The 20,615-nt window shown below is 42.5% G+C and carries 13 protein-coding genes and 2 tRNA genes; 2 read left to right on the top strand and 13 right to left on the bottom strand.

Going from position 1 to position 20,615, the window contains the following annotated elements:
- Position 1 precedes the first annotated feature (1 nt).
- On the top strand, positions 2-2,419 hold the full coding sequence (locus tag B2575_RS10215; protein ID WP_296241818.1) for a fimbria/pilus outer membrane usher protein: 2,418 nt from the start codon (positions 2-4) through the stop codon (positions 2,417-2,419).
- Entirely contained in the window at positions 2,419-3,480 is a 1,062-nt protein-coding gene (locus tag B2575_RS10220) for a Csu type fimbrial protein (protein WP_296241819.1), read from the top strand. Before B2575_RS10215 ends, B2575_RS10220 begins: the two co-directional genes overlap by 1 nt.
- 39 nt (positions 3,481-3,519) lie before the next feature.
- On the opposite strand, the gene B2575_RS10225 is transcribed toward B2575_RS10220, so the two are convergent.
- The 13 genes from B2575_RS10225 to B2575_RS10285 form a co-directional block, all read right to left on the bottom strand.
- The gene (locus tag B2575_RS10225; RefSeq protein WP_296241822.1) at positions 3,520-4,350 is read right to left on the bottom strand and encodes a M48 family metallopeptidase; all 831 of its coding nucleotides are present in this window, start codon (positions 4,348-4,350) and stop codon (positions 3,520-3,522) included.
- A 2-nt stretch (positions 4,351-4,352) separates the two neighbouring features.
- Positions 4,353-7,682 carry a type I restriction endonuclease subunit R gene (locus B2575_RS10230; protein WP_296241825.1) on the bottom strand — a complete coding sequence of 1,110 codons (3,330 nt, stop codon included), beginning with the start codon at positions 7,680-7,682 and terminating at the stop codon, positions 4,353-4,355.
- Between the two features lie 75 nt (positions 7,683-7,757).
- Positions 7,758-8,750, bottom strand: a complete 993-nt coding sequence (locus B2575_RS10235; RefSeq protein WP_296241827.1) for a restriction endonuclease — start codon at positions 8,748-8,750, stop codon at positions 7,758-7,760.
- 78 nt (positions 8,751-8,828) lie between these two features.
- The gene (locus B2575_RS10240; protein WP_296241828.1) at positions 8,829-9,962 is read right to left on the bottom strand and encodes an MBL fold metallo-hydrolase; all 1,134 of its coding nucleotides are present in this window, start codon (positions 9,960-9,962) and stop codon (positions 8,829-8,831) included.
- Complete coding sequence (locus B2575_RS10245; RefSeq protein ID WP_296241829.1) at positions 9,955-11,208, bottom strand: restriction endonuclease subunit S; 1,254 nt, start codon at positions 11,206-11,208, stop codon at positions 9,955-9,957. The genes B2575_RS10240 and B2575_RS10245 overlap by 8 nt, the downstream gene beginning before the upstream one ends.
- The gene (locus B2575_RS10250; RefSeq protein ID WP_296241830.1) at positions 11,198-12,718 is read right to left on the bottom strand and encodes a type I restriction-modification system subunit M; all 1,521 of its coding nucleotides are present in this window, start codon (positions 12,716-12,718) and stop codon (positions 11,198-11,200) included. The genes B2575_RS10245 and B2575_RS10250 overlap by 11 nt, the downstream gene beginning before the upstream one ends.
- A gap of 61 nt (positions 12,719-12,779) precedes the next feature.
- On the bottom strand, positions 12,780-13,277 hold the full coding sequence (locus B2575_RS10255; RefSeq protein WP_238034305.1) for a hypothetical protein: 498 nt from the start codon (positions 13,275-13,277) through the stop codon (positions 12,780-12,782).
- 265 nt (positions 13,278-13,542) lie between these two features.
- The gene (locus B2575_RS10260; protein WP_296241831.1) at positions 13,543-14,907 is read right to left on the bottom strand and encodes a tyrosine-type recombinase/integrase; all 1,365 of its coding nucleotides are present in this window, start codon (positions 14,905-14,907) and stop codon (positions 13,543-13,545) included.
- Positions 14,908-15,071: 164 nt separating this feature from the next.
- Positions 15,072-15,158, bottom strand: a tRNA-Leu gene (locus tag B2575_RS10265).
- Between the two features lie 123 nt (positions 15,159-15,281).
- Positions 15,282-15,355: transfer RNA gene (locus tag B2575_RS10270), tRNA-Cys, on the bottom strand.
- Positions 15,356-15,754: 399 nt separating this feature from the next.
- Positions 15,755-16,843 carry a formate dehydrogenase accessory sulfurtransferase FdhD gene (locus tag B2575_RS10275; RefSeq protein ID WP_296241832.1) on the bottom strand — a complete coding sequence of 363 codons (1,089 nt, stop codon included), beginning with the start codon at positions 16,841-16,843 and terminating at the stop codon, positions 15,755-15,757.
- An 85-nt stretch (positions 16,844-16,928) separates the two neighbouring features.
- A complete protein-coding gene (locus B2575_RS10280; RefSeq protein WP_296241833.1) occupies positions 16,929-19,301 on the bottom strand; it encodes an FdhF/YdeP family oxidoreductase in 2,373 nt (790 codons plus the stop codon).
- Between the two features lie 146 nt (positions 19,302-19,447).
- Positions 19,448-20,615: RNA-guided endonuclease InsQ/TnpB family protein (locus B2575_RS10285; RefSeq protein WP_296241834.1), on the bottom strand; the 1,168-nt coding region annotated here is incomplete at its 5' end.

The raw sequence follows: 20,615 nt of genomic DNA on the forward strand, positions 1-20,615 counted from the left end.
AATGCAGAGTGTAGTAATCTCTGTCAGTCATGCCGCCGCACTAAATGACGCTCCTCCTGCTACATCTACCCATGTCAATATTACTGATGCCAGACTTGCCCAACTCGACTTAAATGACGACACGGCTAGTGCTCGTGGTCTTGACTTATATTTGGATGTCACACTCAATGGCGCTAGCGCAGGCTTGGCGCACTTTGACTATCGTGAAGATCAACTTTGGGCAAGTATAGGCGTACTGCAGCAGCTCGGCTTTATTTTGCCAGCTGGAATTACTGACCCTGTACCTCTGAACAGTCTAGCCAATGTCAAGGTTGACTATAACGCACGCCTACAAACAGTTAGTCTTATTGCTCCACTGAGCATGCTCAATCTGAATACTACGGTATTAAATAACCGCGATAGCCGTCGCACTCAAGCCAGCTCTTCGCCTGGGGTATTATTAAATTACAACCTTTATGGCTTACAAACAGAGAACAGCTCGACGAACCTAAGCGCATATACAGAACTACGTGCTTTTAACTCTCATGGGGTATTAAGCTCTACTGCACTGACCACAGGTAACCGCCTTTCTAATCGCAGTGCCAATAACGATAATAATAACCGTGATTGGGACAGTCGCACCGTGCGTCTCGATACCAGCTGGAGTCAGTCATTTCCAGACAAACTCATGACCGTCCGCGCAGGTGATATTCTCACGGGAGCGCTGTCATGGACGCGCTCTACGCGTTTAGGTGGTCTACAGATTGGTAGCAATTTTGACTTGCAACCTTATATGACGACTATTCCACTGCCATCATTTTTTGGTTCCGCTACCTTGCCTTCAGCGGTAGAACTCTATGTTAATGGTCTTAAGCAATATAGCGGCGATGTACCTGCTGGCCCGTTTGAGCTCGATACTGCTCCCAGTATCAGCGGTGCAGGTAACGCTCAGCTGGTATTGACCGATGCGCTAGGACAAAGCTCTACGGTTAACTTCTCGCTTTATGATACTCATCGATTGCTGCGACCAGGGCTTTCTGATTGGTCAGTAGAACTTGGTGCTGTTCGTGAAAACTATGGTATAAAATCTTTCGATTACGGCAGCGATATCGCTGCTAGTGGCACTTGGCGTTATGGGGTAAATAACCGCTTTACCGCTGAGACCCATGGCGAAGCAACCAAGGATCTTGCTAATGCAGGGATTGGCGGCACATGGGTATTAGGTGGACCAGGTGGTGTTTTGTTTGCATCATTGGCAGGTAGTGAAAGCCAAGGCGAAAGCGGCACACAGTATAGTGGCAGCTATTTATGGAATAATAATCGCTTTAATATTGGTATTAATACCCTAGGTACCAACGGCAATTACCGTGATGTGGCCACCCAATACGGTTCAACTCCCATACGTCAGAGCAATCGATTCTCAACAGGTTATAGCACTCAATCTCTAGGTAATTTTGGCGTTAGTTATAATGAGGTAGACTATGCGGAGGAAGATACGGCGCAATTTGCCAGTGCCTATTGGAGCAAATCTTTTGGTCGACACCTAAGCCTAAGCGCCAACTACAACCACGACCTCAATAATTCTGCTTATAACAGTGCCACAATTGGCGCCTCATTCTCGCTAGATCGTAATGTCTCACTCAATAGTAGTCTCCAACATACTGACGACCGCAATGATTACGTGATTGATGCATCACAATCGGCTCCGAGTGCTGGTGGACTAGGATGGCGCGCGCAGACACGTCACAGTATTGACAACAGCATAGATAATGATAATAACAGTGGCGGATTAGCAGAACTAAATTATCTCGGACGTTATGGTAAAGTACAAGCGGGCGTCAGTAGTTATGATGGCAATCACTCTACCTTTGCCAGTGGCACAGGTTCGCTAGTCATGATGGGTGGTGGCTTATTTGCTGCACGCCAAATCAACGATGGCTTTGCCGTAGTATCCACTGATGGCGTCGCTGATGTACCTGTGTTGCTACAAAACAATGTTATTGGCACCACTAATAAGCGTGGTCTATTGCTGATATCACCGCTGAATGCTTATCAAGAGAACAAGATTGGTATTGATCCCATGGACTTACCCGCTGACCTGCGTATAGACAAAGTGGCTCTTGACGCTACACCGTCTGACCGCGCTGGTACTTTGGTGACATTCGACATTACAGAAGCGCTCTCTGCCTCTGTTATCTTAAAAGACAGCAACGATGAGTTTATACCGTTAGGCAGCCAAGCACGCTTAATCAGTAAAAAGGATACGCCAGCAGCAGTAGTTGGATTTGATGGTGAGGTTTATCTAGATACACTCGATAAGTACAACTTTCTAGAGGTGATTAAGCCCTCTGGTGAGGTATGCAAAGTCAGTTTTAATTATCAAAAATCAGGTGATGATATTCCACTAATTGGCCCGCTAATTTGTCGTAAGGTACAGTAATGAACATAAATATCTTTCAATGGCGATATAGCCCACTCTTAATGTTACTGGTGTTATGGGTACCAGCAGATAATGCGCAGGCTGCAGTAACTGTGACGTGCGAAGCAGGTATGAATACAGCACCGGGAGGTGCTGGCATCGTGAACTTTGGAACAATCAATTCAGCTAACGCCAACAATGAGAAGATTAAAGGTACGCTGAACTATAGTTGTACTAACACTGGTGATACCGCGGGCTATGTGGCAGTTTGCCTAGCAGCTGATGGTGGTGAATATGATAATACCGCCGTTGATAGACGCTATATGGAAAGACCGAGAAATGGGATTTTTGACTTTAGTAGCCGACGTCGTCTTAATTTTACTATGACTTTGTCTGGAGGGCAGACTTGGGGTACTCGTAGTGGCGCTGGCTCAGAATATAGTTCAGGACAACTCGCCATCGGTGCAAACTCAACCATCACAGGTAGTGAGGTTATTAATTTCTCTATGAATGGGGATAATAATAATGCTACACAAGGAGTCTATACCAATAACTTTGGCAATGGCAACCATACTGCCTTAACCTTTAGAGCCAGCGAGAACTCAGCTGGTCTAAACTGCGCAACAGGATCACAGGGGATAGGTCGATTTCCATTTATCGTTCAAGCTGCTATTGAACCCAGCTGTACGATCACCGCTACTTCCAACGTTAACTTAGGAGCTCGATCAGCAAGTGCGACTAATATTACTGACAGTAATAGTAGTGCAATTACAGTCAATTGTACTAATGGTGGCTCTTACTATATTGGTTTAAAACCTTCTAACAATAATATAAATGGTGCTGGAGTTATGAGCGGGCTTACTACTGGCAATACTGATAAGGTGCCGTACCAATTGCGCTCTAGTGCTGGTATTGGTGGCACGATATGGGGCAATACTGCCACCCCTACTATGGTAGGGAATGGTGTGGCAGGTATTGGTACCGGATCACCCAAATCACACGAGGTATTTGTTACTGTACCGAGCGCTGATTTTAGACCAGATAACTACTCTGATACAGTTACTATTAAAGTTAACTATTGAGATAAGCATAAGAGTTATTGGTAGATATTTTCAAAGCTACTACTCATTCAAATAAAGCTCAGCCATGCTATCGAGCTGCGTCTTAACTTCTCTCCAATGAGGCATGACCTGAGTGAGCAGTCGCCAGAATCGGTCACTGTGATTGTATTCAGCAATATGACACAGCTCATGCAAGATCACGTAGTCGATACACTCTTTTGGGGCTTTAACCAAATGCGGATTGAGGACTAAGTTACCTTGAGTCGAGCAGCTGCCCCATTGTTTTTTCATCGATAGTATTTTGAAAGTAGGGGAGCTATTTACCCAACTAGCTTGAGGCAGAACAGTCGCAAGGCGCTCTGCAAATATCGTTTTGGCCTTGGTGTGATACCAGCTATCTAATAGTGACTTAACTTTAGTGGCTCGATCGCTGCCGTCACTGGCATTACTGTCATCATGAGTTAAGCTAACCGTTAGCTTGCCACGAATGAGCTTCACACCAGCGACTTGCTCAGGGTCGACAATCACCTTTAACACGTACCTGCGGCCCAAATAGAACTGGGTCTCACCACTGACATAGCGTCTGGGTAGCACGTCGCTTTTCTGCTTGACAAAGTCTTGCAGGTGCTGCCATATCCAGCGAGCACGTTTTTTCACTGAATTATGTATGAACTCATCTGTCACTTGCATCGGTACGGTGACTACTACACGCTGATCAGGATGCACCTTAATACGTAGCTTACGAGCTTTGTCCTTACGTATCACCTCATAGCTTATTTTGTCTTGCCCATAGTGCAAATGATGCAGCAGACCATCAGCTTTGGTAAGCCTGCTATCTTCGATAGGCTGCTTGTCATTGTTTGCTGTAGTGTGCTCTAAGCGACTTGCCATGATTAGTTGCCTCTAGAGATACCATGGCGAGTGATATCTATTACTTTATCAGACAGCTTTTTAGCATTATCGGTACCGATGGCCTTGAACAATAGCTTTAGCAGTCCAACCCTGATATCTTTTTCCATTTGTGACGGATTCAATGAGTTCTCAGCCACTGCTTTATTAACGACTTCATCGATATCATAGGCACAGCTGACAAGTGATTCATCGTCTAAGTCGTTTTCTTCTAAGAAGCTTGCAGCAAATAAGTGTTTGAATAACCCAAAGTAGGCTTGTGCATGCTTGTTATGTTTGCCTGACTCATCGATAAACTCATTAGGAACGTCAGGCACTTTGCGAGTTTTGACGTCTTGCTCGAAGTCAGCAAACATCATGTACTGCTTGACTGGTGCATCGAACATGGCCTTAGCATCTTCAATGGCTTTTTTGAGAAGCTTGGAGAAATGCTCTTGCGCATAGGGATCATCAGCCAAATCTTGCTCAATCATTTTAGTGACGCGGCTGGTGATCTTATCGGTTTGGTTACGTGCCTCATCATCACTCAGCACTTCAGGCTTAATGTCTTTGCCCATATTACCGACTAGGTAAGCGCCTTTAGGCTCTCTGACTTCTATGCCTGCGATATGCTTGTTGAGTAGGGTACGAATGTCGTCTTCAAACTCATCAAAGTTGATGGTTTCATTGGCATCTTCACGCACTTGCTTACGCAGTTCAACGAAAGACTTTAAGTCCTTTTTATAACGATCTCGCTTACCGTCAAAGAAACTGTCTTCAAAGTATGAAGCAGACTGTAATGCGACTTTCATGACGTTAGCAAACTCAGTTAAAGCGGCATAAAAGTCATCACGCTTTTTCAGGCGCGTATCGATGAATACACCCTCTCTTTCTTCTATTTTAGGTGATAGAGATTGGCGAAGTGATGGACCATGTTGCTTGTTTGCGACATCAGAGAAAATGCCCCAAACCTTTTTATGCAGCATCGGCAGTTTTTTGTACTCAGAGTCCATGGCATGGTACATACCAGCCAAGTCTTCAATGTCAAAGCCACCTTGGGTGCGCTCAGCAAGATCTTGGTATTTTTCAATAGTGATATCTAGCTCTTTTAAGATACCTCGATAGTCAATCAGATAGCCAAATTGCTTTTTGCTATGCAAGCGGTTAACTCTAGCAATAGCTTGAATCAGGTTGTGACTCTTTAATGGTTTGTCGATATACAGCACGGTGTTTTTGGGTTCATCAAAGCCAGTCAGCAGCTTATCCACCACGATCATAATGTCGGGACCTGCATCCGTGCTAAAGGCATCGATGATATCCTTAGTATATTGGGTATCGTCCATACCGTATTTGGGAGCGACGTTATCCTGCCACCAGTTCTGTACAATGTCTTTGCTCTCGGCATCGACGACTTCATGTCCTTCACGAGTATCAGGCGGTGACATAGCCACGACTGAGCTGACCTTACCAATGGTATCTAAGGCTTGCTTATAGCGAATGGCAGACACTTTTGAGTCGCAAGCCAGCTGACCCTTTAGGCCTTGTTGTTTGAAGTTCTGAAAATGATCGGAGATATCATGAGCGATCAGCTCAATACGGCCTTCAACTTGATATACCTGTCCTTTTTTAGAGAACTTACGTTTGAGATCCGCTTTTTGATCGCTCGTCAGCTTTTGGGTAATGCGGTCAAACCATTTATCGATAGCGACATCATTGGTATTAAGCTCAGGGATGCGTTCTTCGTAGAGTAGGGGCGTGACGGTTTTATCGGCTACGGCTTGCTGCATGGTGTAGGAGTGAATGATGGTACCAAATTTGTTTTCGGTCTTATCATCTTTTAATAGTGGTGTACCAGTGAAAGCGATAAAAGCCGCATTCGGCAGTGCTTGCTGCATACGGATGTTGTTTTCACCGTTTTGGCTACGATGCCCCTCATCGACTAAGACGATGATGTTTTCGCTGGGGTTATAAAAGTCATCGTATTGCGCAGCCGCTCCAAATTTATTAATGATAGAAAATATAATACGCTCGTTGGTCTTGCCAATCTTTTTCGCTAAGTCTCGCCCTGATAGCGCTTTGGCTAGGCGACGATCTATATCGCTTAGGGCACCTGCTGATATAAAGGTACGCGCGATTTGGTTCTCTAAATCCACCCGGTCAGTGACCACAAACACACGGCATTTAGCCAACTCCTCAAGCCAAATAAGTGCCTTGGACAAGAACACCATCGTGTACGATTTGCCACTACCTGTGGTATGCCAAATTACGCCACCCTCACGGCTTCCTTGCTCGTCAAAATTACTGATACGCTTGACTAGGGCTTTAATACCAAAGACTTGCTGATAACGCGCGACGATTTTACCTGCTTTACTATCAAACAGCGTGTAGTAGCGGGTCATGTCCAGCAGTCGATCTGGGCGCAGTAAGCTTATGATTAGCCGGTCTTGATCCGTCACAGCTAACTCGCCAGCATCAAGCAGTGATTGATATTCACGCTTATCATAAGCGCTACGCTGCGCAAATAGATGGTCGATTTGAGCGTCATCTAAGCGCTGGTTTTTTAGCCGATAAAACTCAGGCTCGCTGATTTCTTCTTCAATCCACTTCGACCAAAACTTTTCAGGGGTGCCGCAAGTAGCGTATAAGCCTTCATGACCATTGACCGCAAGCAAGAGCTGACTGTAAGCAAACAGATGCGGAATGTACTTTTGACCTTGATTGCGGATGTGCTGCGAGATGGCTTGGCTATTTGTCGATTGATGCGGATTGTTTGAGTCGGGGCGCTTGGCTTCTATGACCACCAGTGGTAGCCCGTTCACAAAGCAGACAATGTCTGGTATGACGTTGCCTGTCGCATCAGCGTTTTGCACGACCATCTCTTCGGTCACGTGATAGGCATTGTTTCCAATATTTTGCCAGTCAATAAGCTGAATAGTCGGTGAGGCTCTTTTACCATCGATAAATTCGGTGACGTTGACGCCATAGAGTAGGGCATCATAAAGCATCTCGTTAGCACGGGTTAACCCTAGGTTCATTGCAGGGTTTAGCTCGCTAATGATTTTATCGATACCAGCATCAGACAGGTGGTGCTGCTGTCCTTCAAAGGGAAAGGTTTGACGGGTTAAGTACTCACGTAATACAGGCAAGAGCATGACTTGGTTGCTGCTATTGGTTGCCGAGTACGCTGGGGTCTGTACTCTTGCGCCTTTAGGACTACGCAGCTTCAAGCACTGCTCAGGGGAGAGGTAGCGATAGCCCAAATTCATTAGTAGGGTAAGGGCAGGGATTTTGGCGCTAAATTCTTCTCTGAAGTTAATGCTTGGGCTGGTGTTCATAAGGTAGCTCAATGTAATGTCTATATGTATTAATAGCTATTTAAGAGTAAGTTTCCTACAAGTTTTCTATTTGTATTATAGCAATGTGGGTAAGCTTGATATTCCTAATGACGAAAGGCTGTCTTTCGATAAATACTCAAGATTATCGAATATCCAGTTTACAAAATCAGCTCCTGCCAGTACGGTAACATTGTGCAGGTTTGCAAAATCGTTGTTTTTAAAGTCAGCAGTGGTAATTAGAACTTTATCAATTTGAGAGTAGTCGTCTTCATTGACTTCATATTCTGCAACTTGTCTTATACCATGATTACCTGTTGTACCATCATGATGCTTAACTTGAATAAAGATACCTTCTTTCTTTTCTGAGAATTCCGATAAACGTGTTGCAACCACATCAACATCTTGTATTCCAGATCTCTCATTTTTTGCAGGTATATGTGTTGTATAGTTTTTGGCTTCTAGGATTTCCTTAATAAGGTGTTCGAGACCTATACCACCAGACTGAAGGTTGATGTCTTTATTATTTCTCAGCCTTGAAAGTAGATCAGCTTTAAATTTCTCAGTATTTTGCTGCAACTTAAGCTCTTGTTCGGTATTCCATGTATATAACTTGTCACTCTTGATCGACTCTATATGCTTATATAGTTCATCAGAAAACTCATTCAAATCACAAACAGTCATCCGAATTTTGAGTCTATTCTGAAGAGCTGTTGATAAATTGTTTCTAGGGATAAAATAACCACCGTTATGCTTTAGGTATCTGACCGATATTCTATTTTCTCCATATTGAATCCCCTCGGTGATAGGGTAATGACTTTTTGCACCGATTACTTCGGCAATAGCAATTGTTCCAGAAAAGGGAACAATTACATAGTCGCCTTCTTTGAGATTAAAGTAACGCTTGATTTGATTAGTCTGTCGTCCTACGTCTACGCCTTTAAATCCCTGCTTAAGTAGATCAGTAGTATTGTCAAATTGAGAGAAATCCACATTACCCCAGCCATATCCAATTTGATTATTTTTTATTAGTTTTGGACTTCTGACCATCATAAAAGTTGTTTGATTCATTTGTTAATTCCTTTTTATGTTTAATTTCATAAGCTAAAATCGTTCATCTAATTTAATTACTACATACAGATTGCAATATTAAATACAAAGCAGTTCAATTTCTTGAGTAATTATCGAATTTGGATCTTCACTTATAAGCATTGGCTTGTAGCCTTTTATTGATAGCGTATTGATTAAACTCTTAACAGGGTGACCATACGTATTACTGGTTCCAAACGATACTGGACACAAAATTGGTTCAAAGTACTCAAGAAAATCTATATTAAAATTGTGACTTGAGCCATGATGAGGAATTTGTATAACACCTACGTAATCTTTATAGCTTGAATAAGCTAGTTGTTCTTTATATATCTTATTTAAGTCTGTATCTCCAGTATAAATACAACCTGAAGACCTAAGAGTAGAGTCTGAAAAAATGAAGTTATTGCCAATAAACCTACATCTACACTCAGCATTTTTACTTAAATGAGATGGACCTGAATAAAGCAACATAGAGTTCTGATTAATATCGCCATCAAGACTTTCATATATTTTCTTCAGTTTGTTCTTATCTATAGTGGTACCTAGCGTAGTTACCGTGTAATTCGGATCATTCTTTAGTTTGTTAATATCAAAGTTATTAGAGTTGAGCTTACTGATTAGGTCAGAATTTCGACTCTGGTATTTAAAGTTATGTGGTAAAAAAATCCATCTTGAGTTGCGGTTATAAACTAATGGGTAGTTATTTTGAATAATATGACTTCTAATGCCACTATCTGCTAACTCTCTTAAAGAATTAGTTCGTAGACTATCTTCATCTGTATCAATTTCTGTATCAGAGCTAACATATACAATTGTAGTGTTAGGCCCAAAAAAGGCTTTGGGGTTTTTTATGATTCTTAAGATGGATTTCGACAGCATTCGGTTTAGATTAATAAGCAGGTTTTTCTCTTTGTCTTCCAATAATGGCATTACAACTACACGTATATTCTTTACGGAATTCATCAAGGTAGGTATTAGAGATATATGGTCATAGTCAAGGTGTGATATGAAAAGTACGTCTATAACATCATCTTTTAAAAACGCGGACTGAACAATTAATTTGGCTTTGTTTGAACGTTTCCATTCACCGCAGTCATATACTATTTTGAAGTCATCATGATGATGATGTTCTGTATAGAAGCCTCCTTGCCCGACAGGATAGAATGTTCGGGTTACTTTATAACTACCCATCAACTACCACCCGAACCTTACCCGTCAACAACACTTGCATCAATGCCTTTTTCTCTTGCTGCAAATCAGCCAATTGCTGCTCAAGCAACTCAATCTCTTTATCGGCACTGGTTAACACGGTGGCGATTTTTTGTTGTTCTGGGATAGAGGGTAAATCGACCTTAACAGCATATACCAACTCACTACTAATATTGCTAACAACACCACCAGCAGCTAATCTCTTGTATTGCTTTTGAATCAATTCAGAGCTTAGAATTTGAATTAGAAAGTTCACATCTATATTTTTTTCGAATTTTCTAATCACAAACCAACCATCATGGATGTATCCGTCAATATTTAAAATATATGGTTTGCCATAGCTCATTGAGTTTGACAGAACGACTTCACCTTTAGACACCTTACGTGATTTTTCAGCGCCTTCTTTCGTAATTTTCTCTTTAGTGGAGTTAATATATAAACCTTCACCTTTAGTATCTCCAATTTTTATCCAATTCACACCATCTTCACTATCTGTCATATATTGAATAATAGGTCTTGGAGAGCTACCTCTATCGAGCTTTAAGATATTTTTAAAGACCTTACTTTTCCACTCACCCTCAAACCGCTTACCCGAATCATCAAGCAAACGCTTTTTACCGGTTAACAATTTCTGCATTAACGCCTTTTTCTGCTGGGTACTATTGTCAATTAAACGCTCGGTGGTGCTAATCGCTTTGTCCCAAGTAGATAGAATTTTGGCGATTTTTTGTTGTTCTATTAATGGAGGACAATGAAAAGTAATGTTTTTTAGATCGGTAAGCCCAATCCTCTTTCTAGTTGAACCTGTACTTTTAGATAATGCTATACCTCTAAAATGTGGAGCATTAATGACCTCGTGAATGAAAAAAGTATCGTATTTACTTTCATCTACTTTTAATCGAATTCCATCGGAAGCCATTAGATAACGCTTATGATGTGACGGAATAATAGTAGCCCTTGCAACTGGATCACCCATTTTCGATAAAATTATCTCATTTGGAAATATATTACAGCTACTTAGTTCATCAGCCTTTTCTTCAGAAGTAAATATTTTATATCCATTGTTAAACTTACCATCACCAATATTCTGTAGTTGAATGATCCTAACGCCATTATCAGTATAATCACTACTCTTTAAATCAGAGCCAAATGGACCACCAGTAAAGCTGTATTTTTCTTTAGCGCTAGTATCGATTAACTTCGTTTCTTTCCAACCATTAGGCACCATAACCCAACTCCTTTAAAAACCCTGCCATCTCAGCTTCTAGCGCATCCAACTCAGCCTTTAACTTAAGACGCTCAGAACGTACCGCGTCCAAATCAATCTCCGTTTCTTCCTCAAAGGTATCGACATAACGTGGAATATTTAGGTTAAAGTCGTTTTCTTTAATCTCATCAAAGCTCGCTAGATAAGCATATTTATCGACGCTTTCCCGCGCCTTGTATGTCTCAATGATTTTGGCAATATTATCCTCAGTTAGCTGATTCTGATTTTTACCGGATTTAAACTCATTGCTGGCATCGATAAACAACACCGTATTATCGGTCTTATTCTTTTTAAATAGTAATATCGCCGCTGGAATACCCGTGCCAAAGAAAAGCTTTTCAGGTAAGCCAATCACCGTATCGAGCAGGTTCTCCTCAATGAGTTGCTGGCGGATTTTACCTTCACTAGAGGCGCAGAATAGTACGCCATGCGGCACGACCACACCCATGCGACCGGTATCGTTTTTCAGAGTTTCAATCATATGGGTGATAAAAGCATAATCGCCCTTGGTCTTAGGCGGTACACCGCGATGGTAGCGACCGTGTGGATCATCCGTCGCATCTTCATGACCCCATTTACTAAGCGAGAAGGGCGGGTTGGCAGTGACCACATCGAAGCGTAATAGGTTGCCTTTATCATCGAGCAGCAAAGGATGGCGCAGGGTATCGCCCCATTCAATACGGTGGTTATCTTCTCCATGGAGAAACATATTCATCTTTGCCAGTGCCCACGTCGAGCCAATCGCTTCTTGTCCAAACAGCTCGTAGTTTCTGCTACCAGAGTTTTTACGCGCCATAGCGCCACACTTAATCAACAGCGAACCAGAGCCACATGCTGGATCGCAGATGGCATCGCCTTCTACAGGCGCTAAGATAGTCGCGAGTAAAGTAGACACCTCAGGCGGTGTATAGAACTCGCCAGCACTCGCACCAGCGTCAGCCGCGAAGTGCTTAATCAAAAACTCATAGGCATTACCAATTACATCCAAGCTACCGACACGAGACGGGCTGAGGTTCATAACATCTTTGCCATAGTCTTCGAGCAAATGACGCAGTAGCTCGTTTTTCTTCTTCTCATTACCCAGACGATCGGTATTGAAGCTAATATCTTGGAAGACGTTTTTTAGCTTATTGCCATTGGCTTCTTCAATCGCATGCAGCGCTTCATCGATACGCTGACCGTTGCCGGGCTGATGACGCAGCTCGTATAAATCCCAAAAGCTTGCGCCATCGGGTAGGACAAAACGCTGGTTCGACATCAGCTCTTTGACCAAGTCCGCATCGCCATATTCTGCCATGAGCGTGTTGTACTCATCCCTATACATATCAGACAAATACTTCAAAAACAGCATGGTCAATATAAAGTCTTTATAGGTATCAGCGCTGATCACACCGCGAAAAGTATCGCAGGCATCCCAGACGGCTTTGTTAATCTCAGATTGACTGATAGAGGTGGTATTGGTTGCAGCCATGTCAGGGTATTTCCTTGAATGAGTCTATGATTGATATTTATAGGGATTGATAGTTATCGTGTTATTGGTTTAATGCATCATGGCAGGTATCTTTGTTCATAGTAATGCTAGTCAGTGGTTGGCGGTCTTGATCGTAGTATAGATAAGAAAATGTAACGTTATTCGCTGCCATGTATTTGTAAGGTATAAAGGTGTCCGTACAGAAGTTCTGCAACGTTTCTACTGAAGATAAGTCTCGTATGAGTTGGCCTTTTTCATCTGCGTTGAGCGGTATCGTATACGTCGTACTGATTTGACCGAAATATGGTGTCATTTCCATTTTTTCAATTTTGAAGGATTTATTCGTATTTTTTGGTGACGATTGAGCTTGCTCATCATTTAAGAAGCGGAAAAACTCAGCTGCTAACGCAGTATTTAAGTACACATAGTTTTCATCGATAATATCCATCGATTTTAATGTTTCATCTATCTCTGATCCGGCATGGCCCACATTAGAAACAGTTGCAAACAGCATAGCTAATAGAATTTTTTTCATTTTACCTAATGAACTCCAAACCATTATAAATAGTCCACTAGCTGGCGCAAATGGCTACAAAAAAGAGGCAGTTTGAGACGATATTTTATTAATGTTGAGCAAAGCATTACCAAACTGATCATTGGTTCAATGGTAAGCTTCCATAAAGGATTGATCTAACATAAGAGGATAATCCCAATTATTATTGTAATAGATACTATCAGAAACATTCTTTAAATTAATCTATGTGTCTAAATCAGTCATTTAGCCTTTTTAGTAGATAGTATATTGCTCAATAAGTTTTCAAATCTTAGTCTGAGACTTTACTACTAAGCATTGCAAGCACCTTATCCTCTCCTAGCTGATCAATCAATGCCTGAAGCTGAACAGAAGGATCAGTTTTTGTTTGCCCATCCGCTCTAAACTCTTCCGTATCTCTACCTTCTCTTAAAGCGTCTAAATAGTCAGCCCATTTCTGCATCATCTCCGCACGATCATCAATATACTCAAATCGACCATACGCGGCTCCATTAGGATCTTTAGTCGTATGACCCAATGCCATCTCTACAAGCACAAGTGGATACTTGAGCTGCTCTTGCAGTATGGTCTTAGCTGTTGCTCTAAAGCCATGAGCACAATGTATGTCTTTATAGCCCAAATCCTTTAAACGCTTATTAGCAGTAGCGTCAGATATGATCTGATGCTTTTTTGCCGTTTGGCTAAAAAATACGTATTCAGTATGACCGTTGATTTTATGCTGCTCACCTAATATGTTAACAGCTTGACGAGATAGGGGAATCACCATGTCCTTGACCATATTTACCTTGCCTTGACCCTTCAAAGGCTTTAACTGCCATCTACCAGCTTGTAGGTCTAGATCTGCCCAGCGCATACGTCTTAAGTCACCATTGCGAACAAAGAGAAGTGCTAATAGCCTAAGGGAATTAATGGTGTTTGGATCACCTTCTATTGCTTCAATATCCCGCAGTAGCTTAGCAAGCTCTTTGGGCTTGGTAATAGCAGGACGATGACCGTAGCTCGATTTAGCCAATTGGCTTTTGATTAATGCCGCAGGATTACTACTACAAAACCCGCGAGCACCAGCATAGATAAATACATCGCTGGCAATGCCAGCGCAGCGTTCAGCCTTATCCGTAGGCTTGCCATCTTTATTCAAAGTCTTAGCTTGGATGTCCAAAAAAACCTCAAGCATTCTAGGAGAACTAATCTCGCTGATTGGCTCATTGCCAATGTAGGAGCATATTAGCTCTAACCGACCTTTCTTACGAATGAGGGTATTACTCTTCTGAGTCTTATCTAGACTGTCAAAGTACTCCCAAGCAAAGTGATTAAAAGAGTTTTTAGTTTTACTAATAAATCTTTTCTTTATTTCTTCACGATGAAATTTTGGGTCAATACCTTTGCTTAGTAGGTCTTCATATTCACGCCAAACTTCACAGGCACGAGCATACGAGATACTTGGATATATACCGATGGAAATAATACTTTGCTTAGGATTTGAAGGCGGGTAGTATCGATACATCCATGACTTAGTCTCAGTAGGACGTACCATTAAGAATAGTTTAGGATGGTTTTTGACAGGAACGAAGTACTTCTTATCTTCAGGCTTATGGCTGCTGATACTTCGGTCTGAACTGATCGCTTTTCTTTCCATACCCTATATCTCCATAAATACACTCAAAACTCAGTATACTTGACAGTATACTCAAAGTGCATGGATTAGGATAGATTCATAGGACAGTATGGAACGTCAGATACAACAAAGCCCCTGATATCAGGGGCTTTAGCTGTTCTATAAGATAGTATAGGACTATGTAATGGTACCCGGAGCCGGACTTGAACCGGCACGCTATTACTAGCGAGGGATTTTAAATCCCTTGTGTCTACCAATTTCACCACCCGGGCAAAACTTGTATAATCTAAAAGTAAGCTTTCTACTTGTTAGATAGTGGTCGCTATTATAAGCATTTATATTAATAAAGCAAGCTAAAATTAATATAATATGAATAAAATTTTAACCTAAATAATTGGAGGCTGAGGTCGGAATCGAACCGGCGTTAACGGAGTTGCAGTCCGCTGCATGACCACTCTGCCACCCAGCCAATCAAGGACGCCTATATTAGCAAATATAATTTAAATTACAAGTTATTTTTTAGCTAAATGCGAATTATCTACTCAATTCTTCTTATTTGACCATAAATTAATGGCTATTCAAAGTATGAAGAGGTCAAATTAAGCCATTATCAAGCTTAAAAGTCAGAGATGGCTCGTCAAAAAACATCATAACTATCGAATATAATGTACGAAATAATATCTTGATTATTTCGTTGTGTGTTGGATAAAACGAGATAGGGAATAGATAGTGTTTTAGAAAAGCTTCGATTGAGATAAAAAGGAGACCGTTTATTATCGAAAAATCAGGGTTATATGTCTTTCATTAGAGCGCTGCAAATGAGAGTTTATGAATGAGTGTGCTTCATGAGAAAGTCGAGCATAAAACTTTATAGGTCTAAATAATTCGAATAGTAAGTGACTCTGTTATCACGCAAAAAACCCGCTAATCCTAAGCCATAACGCTCAGCGACACGCACTGCGGTACTGGTAGGTGCAGACATACCGACTAGCCAAGGAATGCGCCCACGAATCGATTTTTGTACCAGCTCAATCGATAGGCGTGAGGTCATAAGGACGCAGCTAATCTCTACTTTATTACGCAGTTGCCAACCGATCAGCTTATCAAGCGCATTATGGCGCCCTACATCTTCGAATAGGTATAGCTGCTGATTATACATCGTCGCAGCGGCGTGTACGGCACCAGTCAATTGGTGCGTATGCTGCATCGTATCGACTTGCTGGCGTATTGCTAATAGACAATCAAGACTTGGTGTATCTGCCTTTTGTCTGTTTTGACGATAGATACTCAAGTCAGGCAGTGCTTGTGTTAGCCCTGTAATGCCGCACATACCACAACCTGTACGCCCTGCTAGCTGGCGTCTTTGCGCTTGGATACGCTGATGACAACGCTGGTTTAGTACTAGCTCCACCACATAAATGTCATAATCTTGCAGTGACGACAAGCTTTGTGCAAATTCAAGACTTTCATTCGTAGAATCCTTTATAAACGAGTCCTGCATAAATGAATCTTGCGTGAATTGTTGATAATTTTCGATATCATTCAGTTGGGTAACTTCCCAATCAAGCAGCTCATGGCTATGTTGAATTAAGCCTTCGCTAAACAAAAATCCGACGGCTAAATACTCTAACTGGTGAGGGCTTGCCATCAATACCGCATAGTGAATACCATTGATAACGATAGCAACCGCAGCTTCCACTGCTAAGCTCGCTGATTGGCAGTCGATACTGATTTGCTGCATATGGGTCTGTGCAATATTGGTCTTAGCAACACGGGTCTCAATAATGTTGTTAGGGTTATATTTATCTGTCGGATAATGATGCTTTTGCGCCCAATGATTACGTGCAAGCGGCGTTGCAGATGACTTTAGAGTTTCTGATGTTTTATTTGTTAGGGTATTTACCGAAAAATTATCGCTATATTTTGCGTCAGTTTCAGTATCACTTTGGGCAATCATAATACCTCGTTATATCCTATGGTCATTACCAAAGTTATCGTTCCTTTTAAATATATGCATCATTCAATGATCCGCCCGTTGCTGACTACGCATGATCGGTCGTACCAGGATTTGCCTCAACGCGTTGCAAAACAACGGTCGTCGATTTATACGCTGGTATGTGAGAGTCTGGTGCATGCGTGTCTAAATCAAATAAATCATTACATTCAGGATAATAAGTTGCGACAGCGTTAGCGGTGATATCCATCTCAGTCAATACTAACGGCCCTAGCGTGCGTGGCTGAACGGTACCGTCTGTGTTGTTTGAATCATTTGAGCTGGCATGACGGGATACCATCACCCTATCACCTGCTTGCCAACCCAAACGAGTCATTTCATCTGGATGCATAAACAACACATCACGGCGATTGGTTTGGCGATAGCGATCTTCAAATCCGAAAATCATGGTATTAAATTGATCATGGCTACGGACACTGGTCAATTGCCAAATTTTTTGTTCATTGTTTGGCGCATTATTAGTATTATCATTGGGTTTTTTGTCATGGTGAAAGGCTAAGGAGGTCTCTGCCATTTGTGCTGCGACGTAGGTGATAGGGTATTGTGGTACTTCAAATTGCGCTTTGCCACTATCAGTATTCCATATACGATGACGCGCAGAATGGTACAAATGAAAGCCACGCTCTGTTGCGCGAATACGCTGATTAAAGTCTTCAAAACCGTCAATCGCTTGGGCGATATAATCACGAACGATGTCAAAGTCTTCACTCATTGCTTGCCAAGGAATGGACGAATCAGCACCAAGCACGTGAGTGGCGATATCTGCCACAATTTGTGCTTCAGATTTCAACGTATCGCTGACGGGTTTCAGGTTGCCTCGAGTGGGTACAATCTGACACATGGAATCTTCGATAGTGGCAAATTGCTCACCTTTGGCAGTAATAATACGTTCGGTACGACCTAAGCAAGGCAGAATAAGATTATTCGCGCCCGGATACAGCATAGTTTCATTAAGTTTAGTACCGACAAAAATATTGAGCTGAGTGGTGGTTAAAGCTTGCTGAATTGCACTGGTATCAGGTGCTGCCACGGCATAATTACCGCCCATACTCATAAATACTTTTAGCTTACCGGTAATCAATGCTTTTGCACCAGAGACCACATCAAAGCCATTTTCTTGCGGCATCGGACGTTCAAACACACGCTCAAGGCTGTCTAGTAGCTTTTGTGCAGGATGCTCATGGATGCCCATGGTACGGTCGCCCTGTACGTTAGAGTGACCACGAACAGGAGACGCGCCTGCGCCATCAATACCAATCATCCCCATCAATAATAATAGGTTGGTAATCATCGCTACATTATCATCGCCTTGGACGTGCTGAGTGATGCCCATCCCCCAGGTGCAAATGGTCGCAGGACTCGCCGCTACCAGTTTTGCTATATTAATGATTTCCTCTTTACTGATACCAGACCCGCGTTCCACATCCGGCCATGATTGTTGGCGGAGCCATGCGTCGAGTGCCTCATATCCTGACGTATGCTCATCGATAAAGCTTTGATCGATTTTATTGTTTTTAGTCAGCCACTTAGCGATACCGGTCAAGAGTGCTGCATCGCCGCCGATCTGAATTTGAATGACCTCATCGACCATCTCATCACTTTGACCAGCTGCCATATGCGTGGGCTTTTGCGGATTTCTAAATTTACGTAAGCCTTGTTCGCGCATAGGGTTGATTGAGAGGATTCGACAGCCTTGCTCGTGAGCATGAGCAAGCATTTCAAGCATGCGTGGATGATTGGTCGCAGGATTTTGTCCAAACATCAATATCAGTTTGGCTTGCTCAAAGTCTTCCAATTTCACGGTCGCTTTGCCAATACCCAACTGTCTACCGAGCATTACCGACGTTGGTTCGTGACACATATTGGAGCAATCTGGTAAATTATTGGTGCCAAAACAGCGCACAAACAGCTGATACATAAAGGCGGGCTCGTTGGTCACACGGCCTGAGGTATAAAATAGCGCCTCATCTGGCGAATCAAGCTGTCCTAACTGCTCAGCGATACATTGATAAGCAGCTTCCCAAGAGATTGGTAAGTAGCGGTCTTGCGCGGCATCATAATATACAGGCTCTGATAAACGACCACTATGCTCAAGCTCATAGCCCGACCAGCCTTGTAATTCAGTGACGCTATGTCGCGCAAAAAACTGCGCATCGGCTTTTTTTGTCATGGTCTCACTAGCAATGACTTTGATACCATTTTCACAGACGTCGATGGCTTTATGTGATTTGTGGTCAGGCCAAGCGCAGCCCGGACAGTCGAATCCGCCTTTAGGTTGGTTGCTTTTTAGCACACTTACGCTACCCCGTAAAAAAGTCTGATAATCCATCAGCTTACGAGTAGAGGAAATCAGCGCAGGCCAACCGGCAGCAGGGTGGGAGTAGACAGGAATTTTGCGCATGACAGACCTCATAGTAAATGGCGGTAGCGAACTTTGATATACAGCAACTATATAGTGACGAGCGAGAAGTTTGTAGAAGCATTAACTTTGACATACTCCCACCACTTTCGCCAAGCTCAAGTGGGGGATTCTAAAAGCAGATGCTCTTAGGCGACTTTCTCACGAAGGTCGCTTGTTTTCTGTTTCAACGGGCGACCCTTACTGCATCCTCCCTCCGCAGACAAAACGGCATGTCCTGCCGCTAATATATTACGAGCCGCATTAAAATCAGCGTTCGCAACATACCTACATTTGACGCACTCAAATTTAGACTGAGTTTGTCTATTCTCTTTAGCAATATGCTGACATTGAGAACAGGTTTGACTGGTGTAGTGTGGGTTTACCTTGATCAGTAACCCACCGCGCCATTGCTGTTTGTACTCAAGCATATTAACCATCATGCCCCAGCCTTGATCTAGGATTGATTTGTTTAATCCCGACTTGGCTTTAACATGACGACCTTTGTTCTCCACCGACCCGCTGGCTGATTTCGACATATTAGCGACCTTTAAATCCTCACAAGCAATCATGGCGTGGTTTTTGCTGATGCGGGTGGTGACTTTATGCAAGTAGTCATGGCGAATATTAGCAATGTGGCTGTGTAGCTTTTGAATCTTGCGGTTTTGCTTTTTCCAGTTTTCACTGAATTTTACTTTCTTTGCTAACCCTCGTTGCAATTTGGCAAGTTTGAGTTGATTGGTTTTAAAACTGTTTTTCGGTTTGATGTACTGACCGTTTGAAGTGGTGAGTAGTTTGCTGATACCCATGTCCAAGCCAATGGCGCTTGTGGCAGGGTGACGAGGGTTCTCATCCAGTTCTCGCTCCGTACCAAAAGACACGTACCAGTGCCCTGATTTCTTGCTGATGGTGACATTTTTAATTGTACCAATGATGTCTTGCGACTTCCTAAACTTCACCAGGCCAATGCCATTAGGCAGTTTTACTCGATTACCTTCAACACGGCAATATTTATCAAACTGAACCAAGCGAATTGAGTCGCAGCCATCGGATTTGCGCTTAAATCTTGGCATCAACGAGCGTAGCTGGATTTCTGTGCCGTCAGCCAGTTTAAAGAACTTGGGTTTGCGAGGTTTCTTTTTATTGTCTTTTAATCTGGCATGTACTTTAGGATCAAAGAACCGCGACCAAGCCGATGCCAGATCGCGTACTTTTTGTTGTAAAGACACAGCGTTTGAGCTGCTTTTTAGGAAGTTAAAATCAGGATTACTTTTTAAATCTATAATTTTATTAACCAGATTGGTGGCATTAATAAAC

This window comes from Psychrobacter sp. UBA6739, assembly GCF_002453835.1.
Taxonomy (GTDB): domain Bacteria; phylum Pseudomonadota; class Gammaproteobacteria; order Pseudomonadales; family Moraxellaceae; genus Psychrobacter; species Psychrobacter immobilis_A.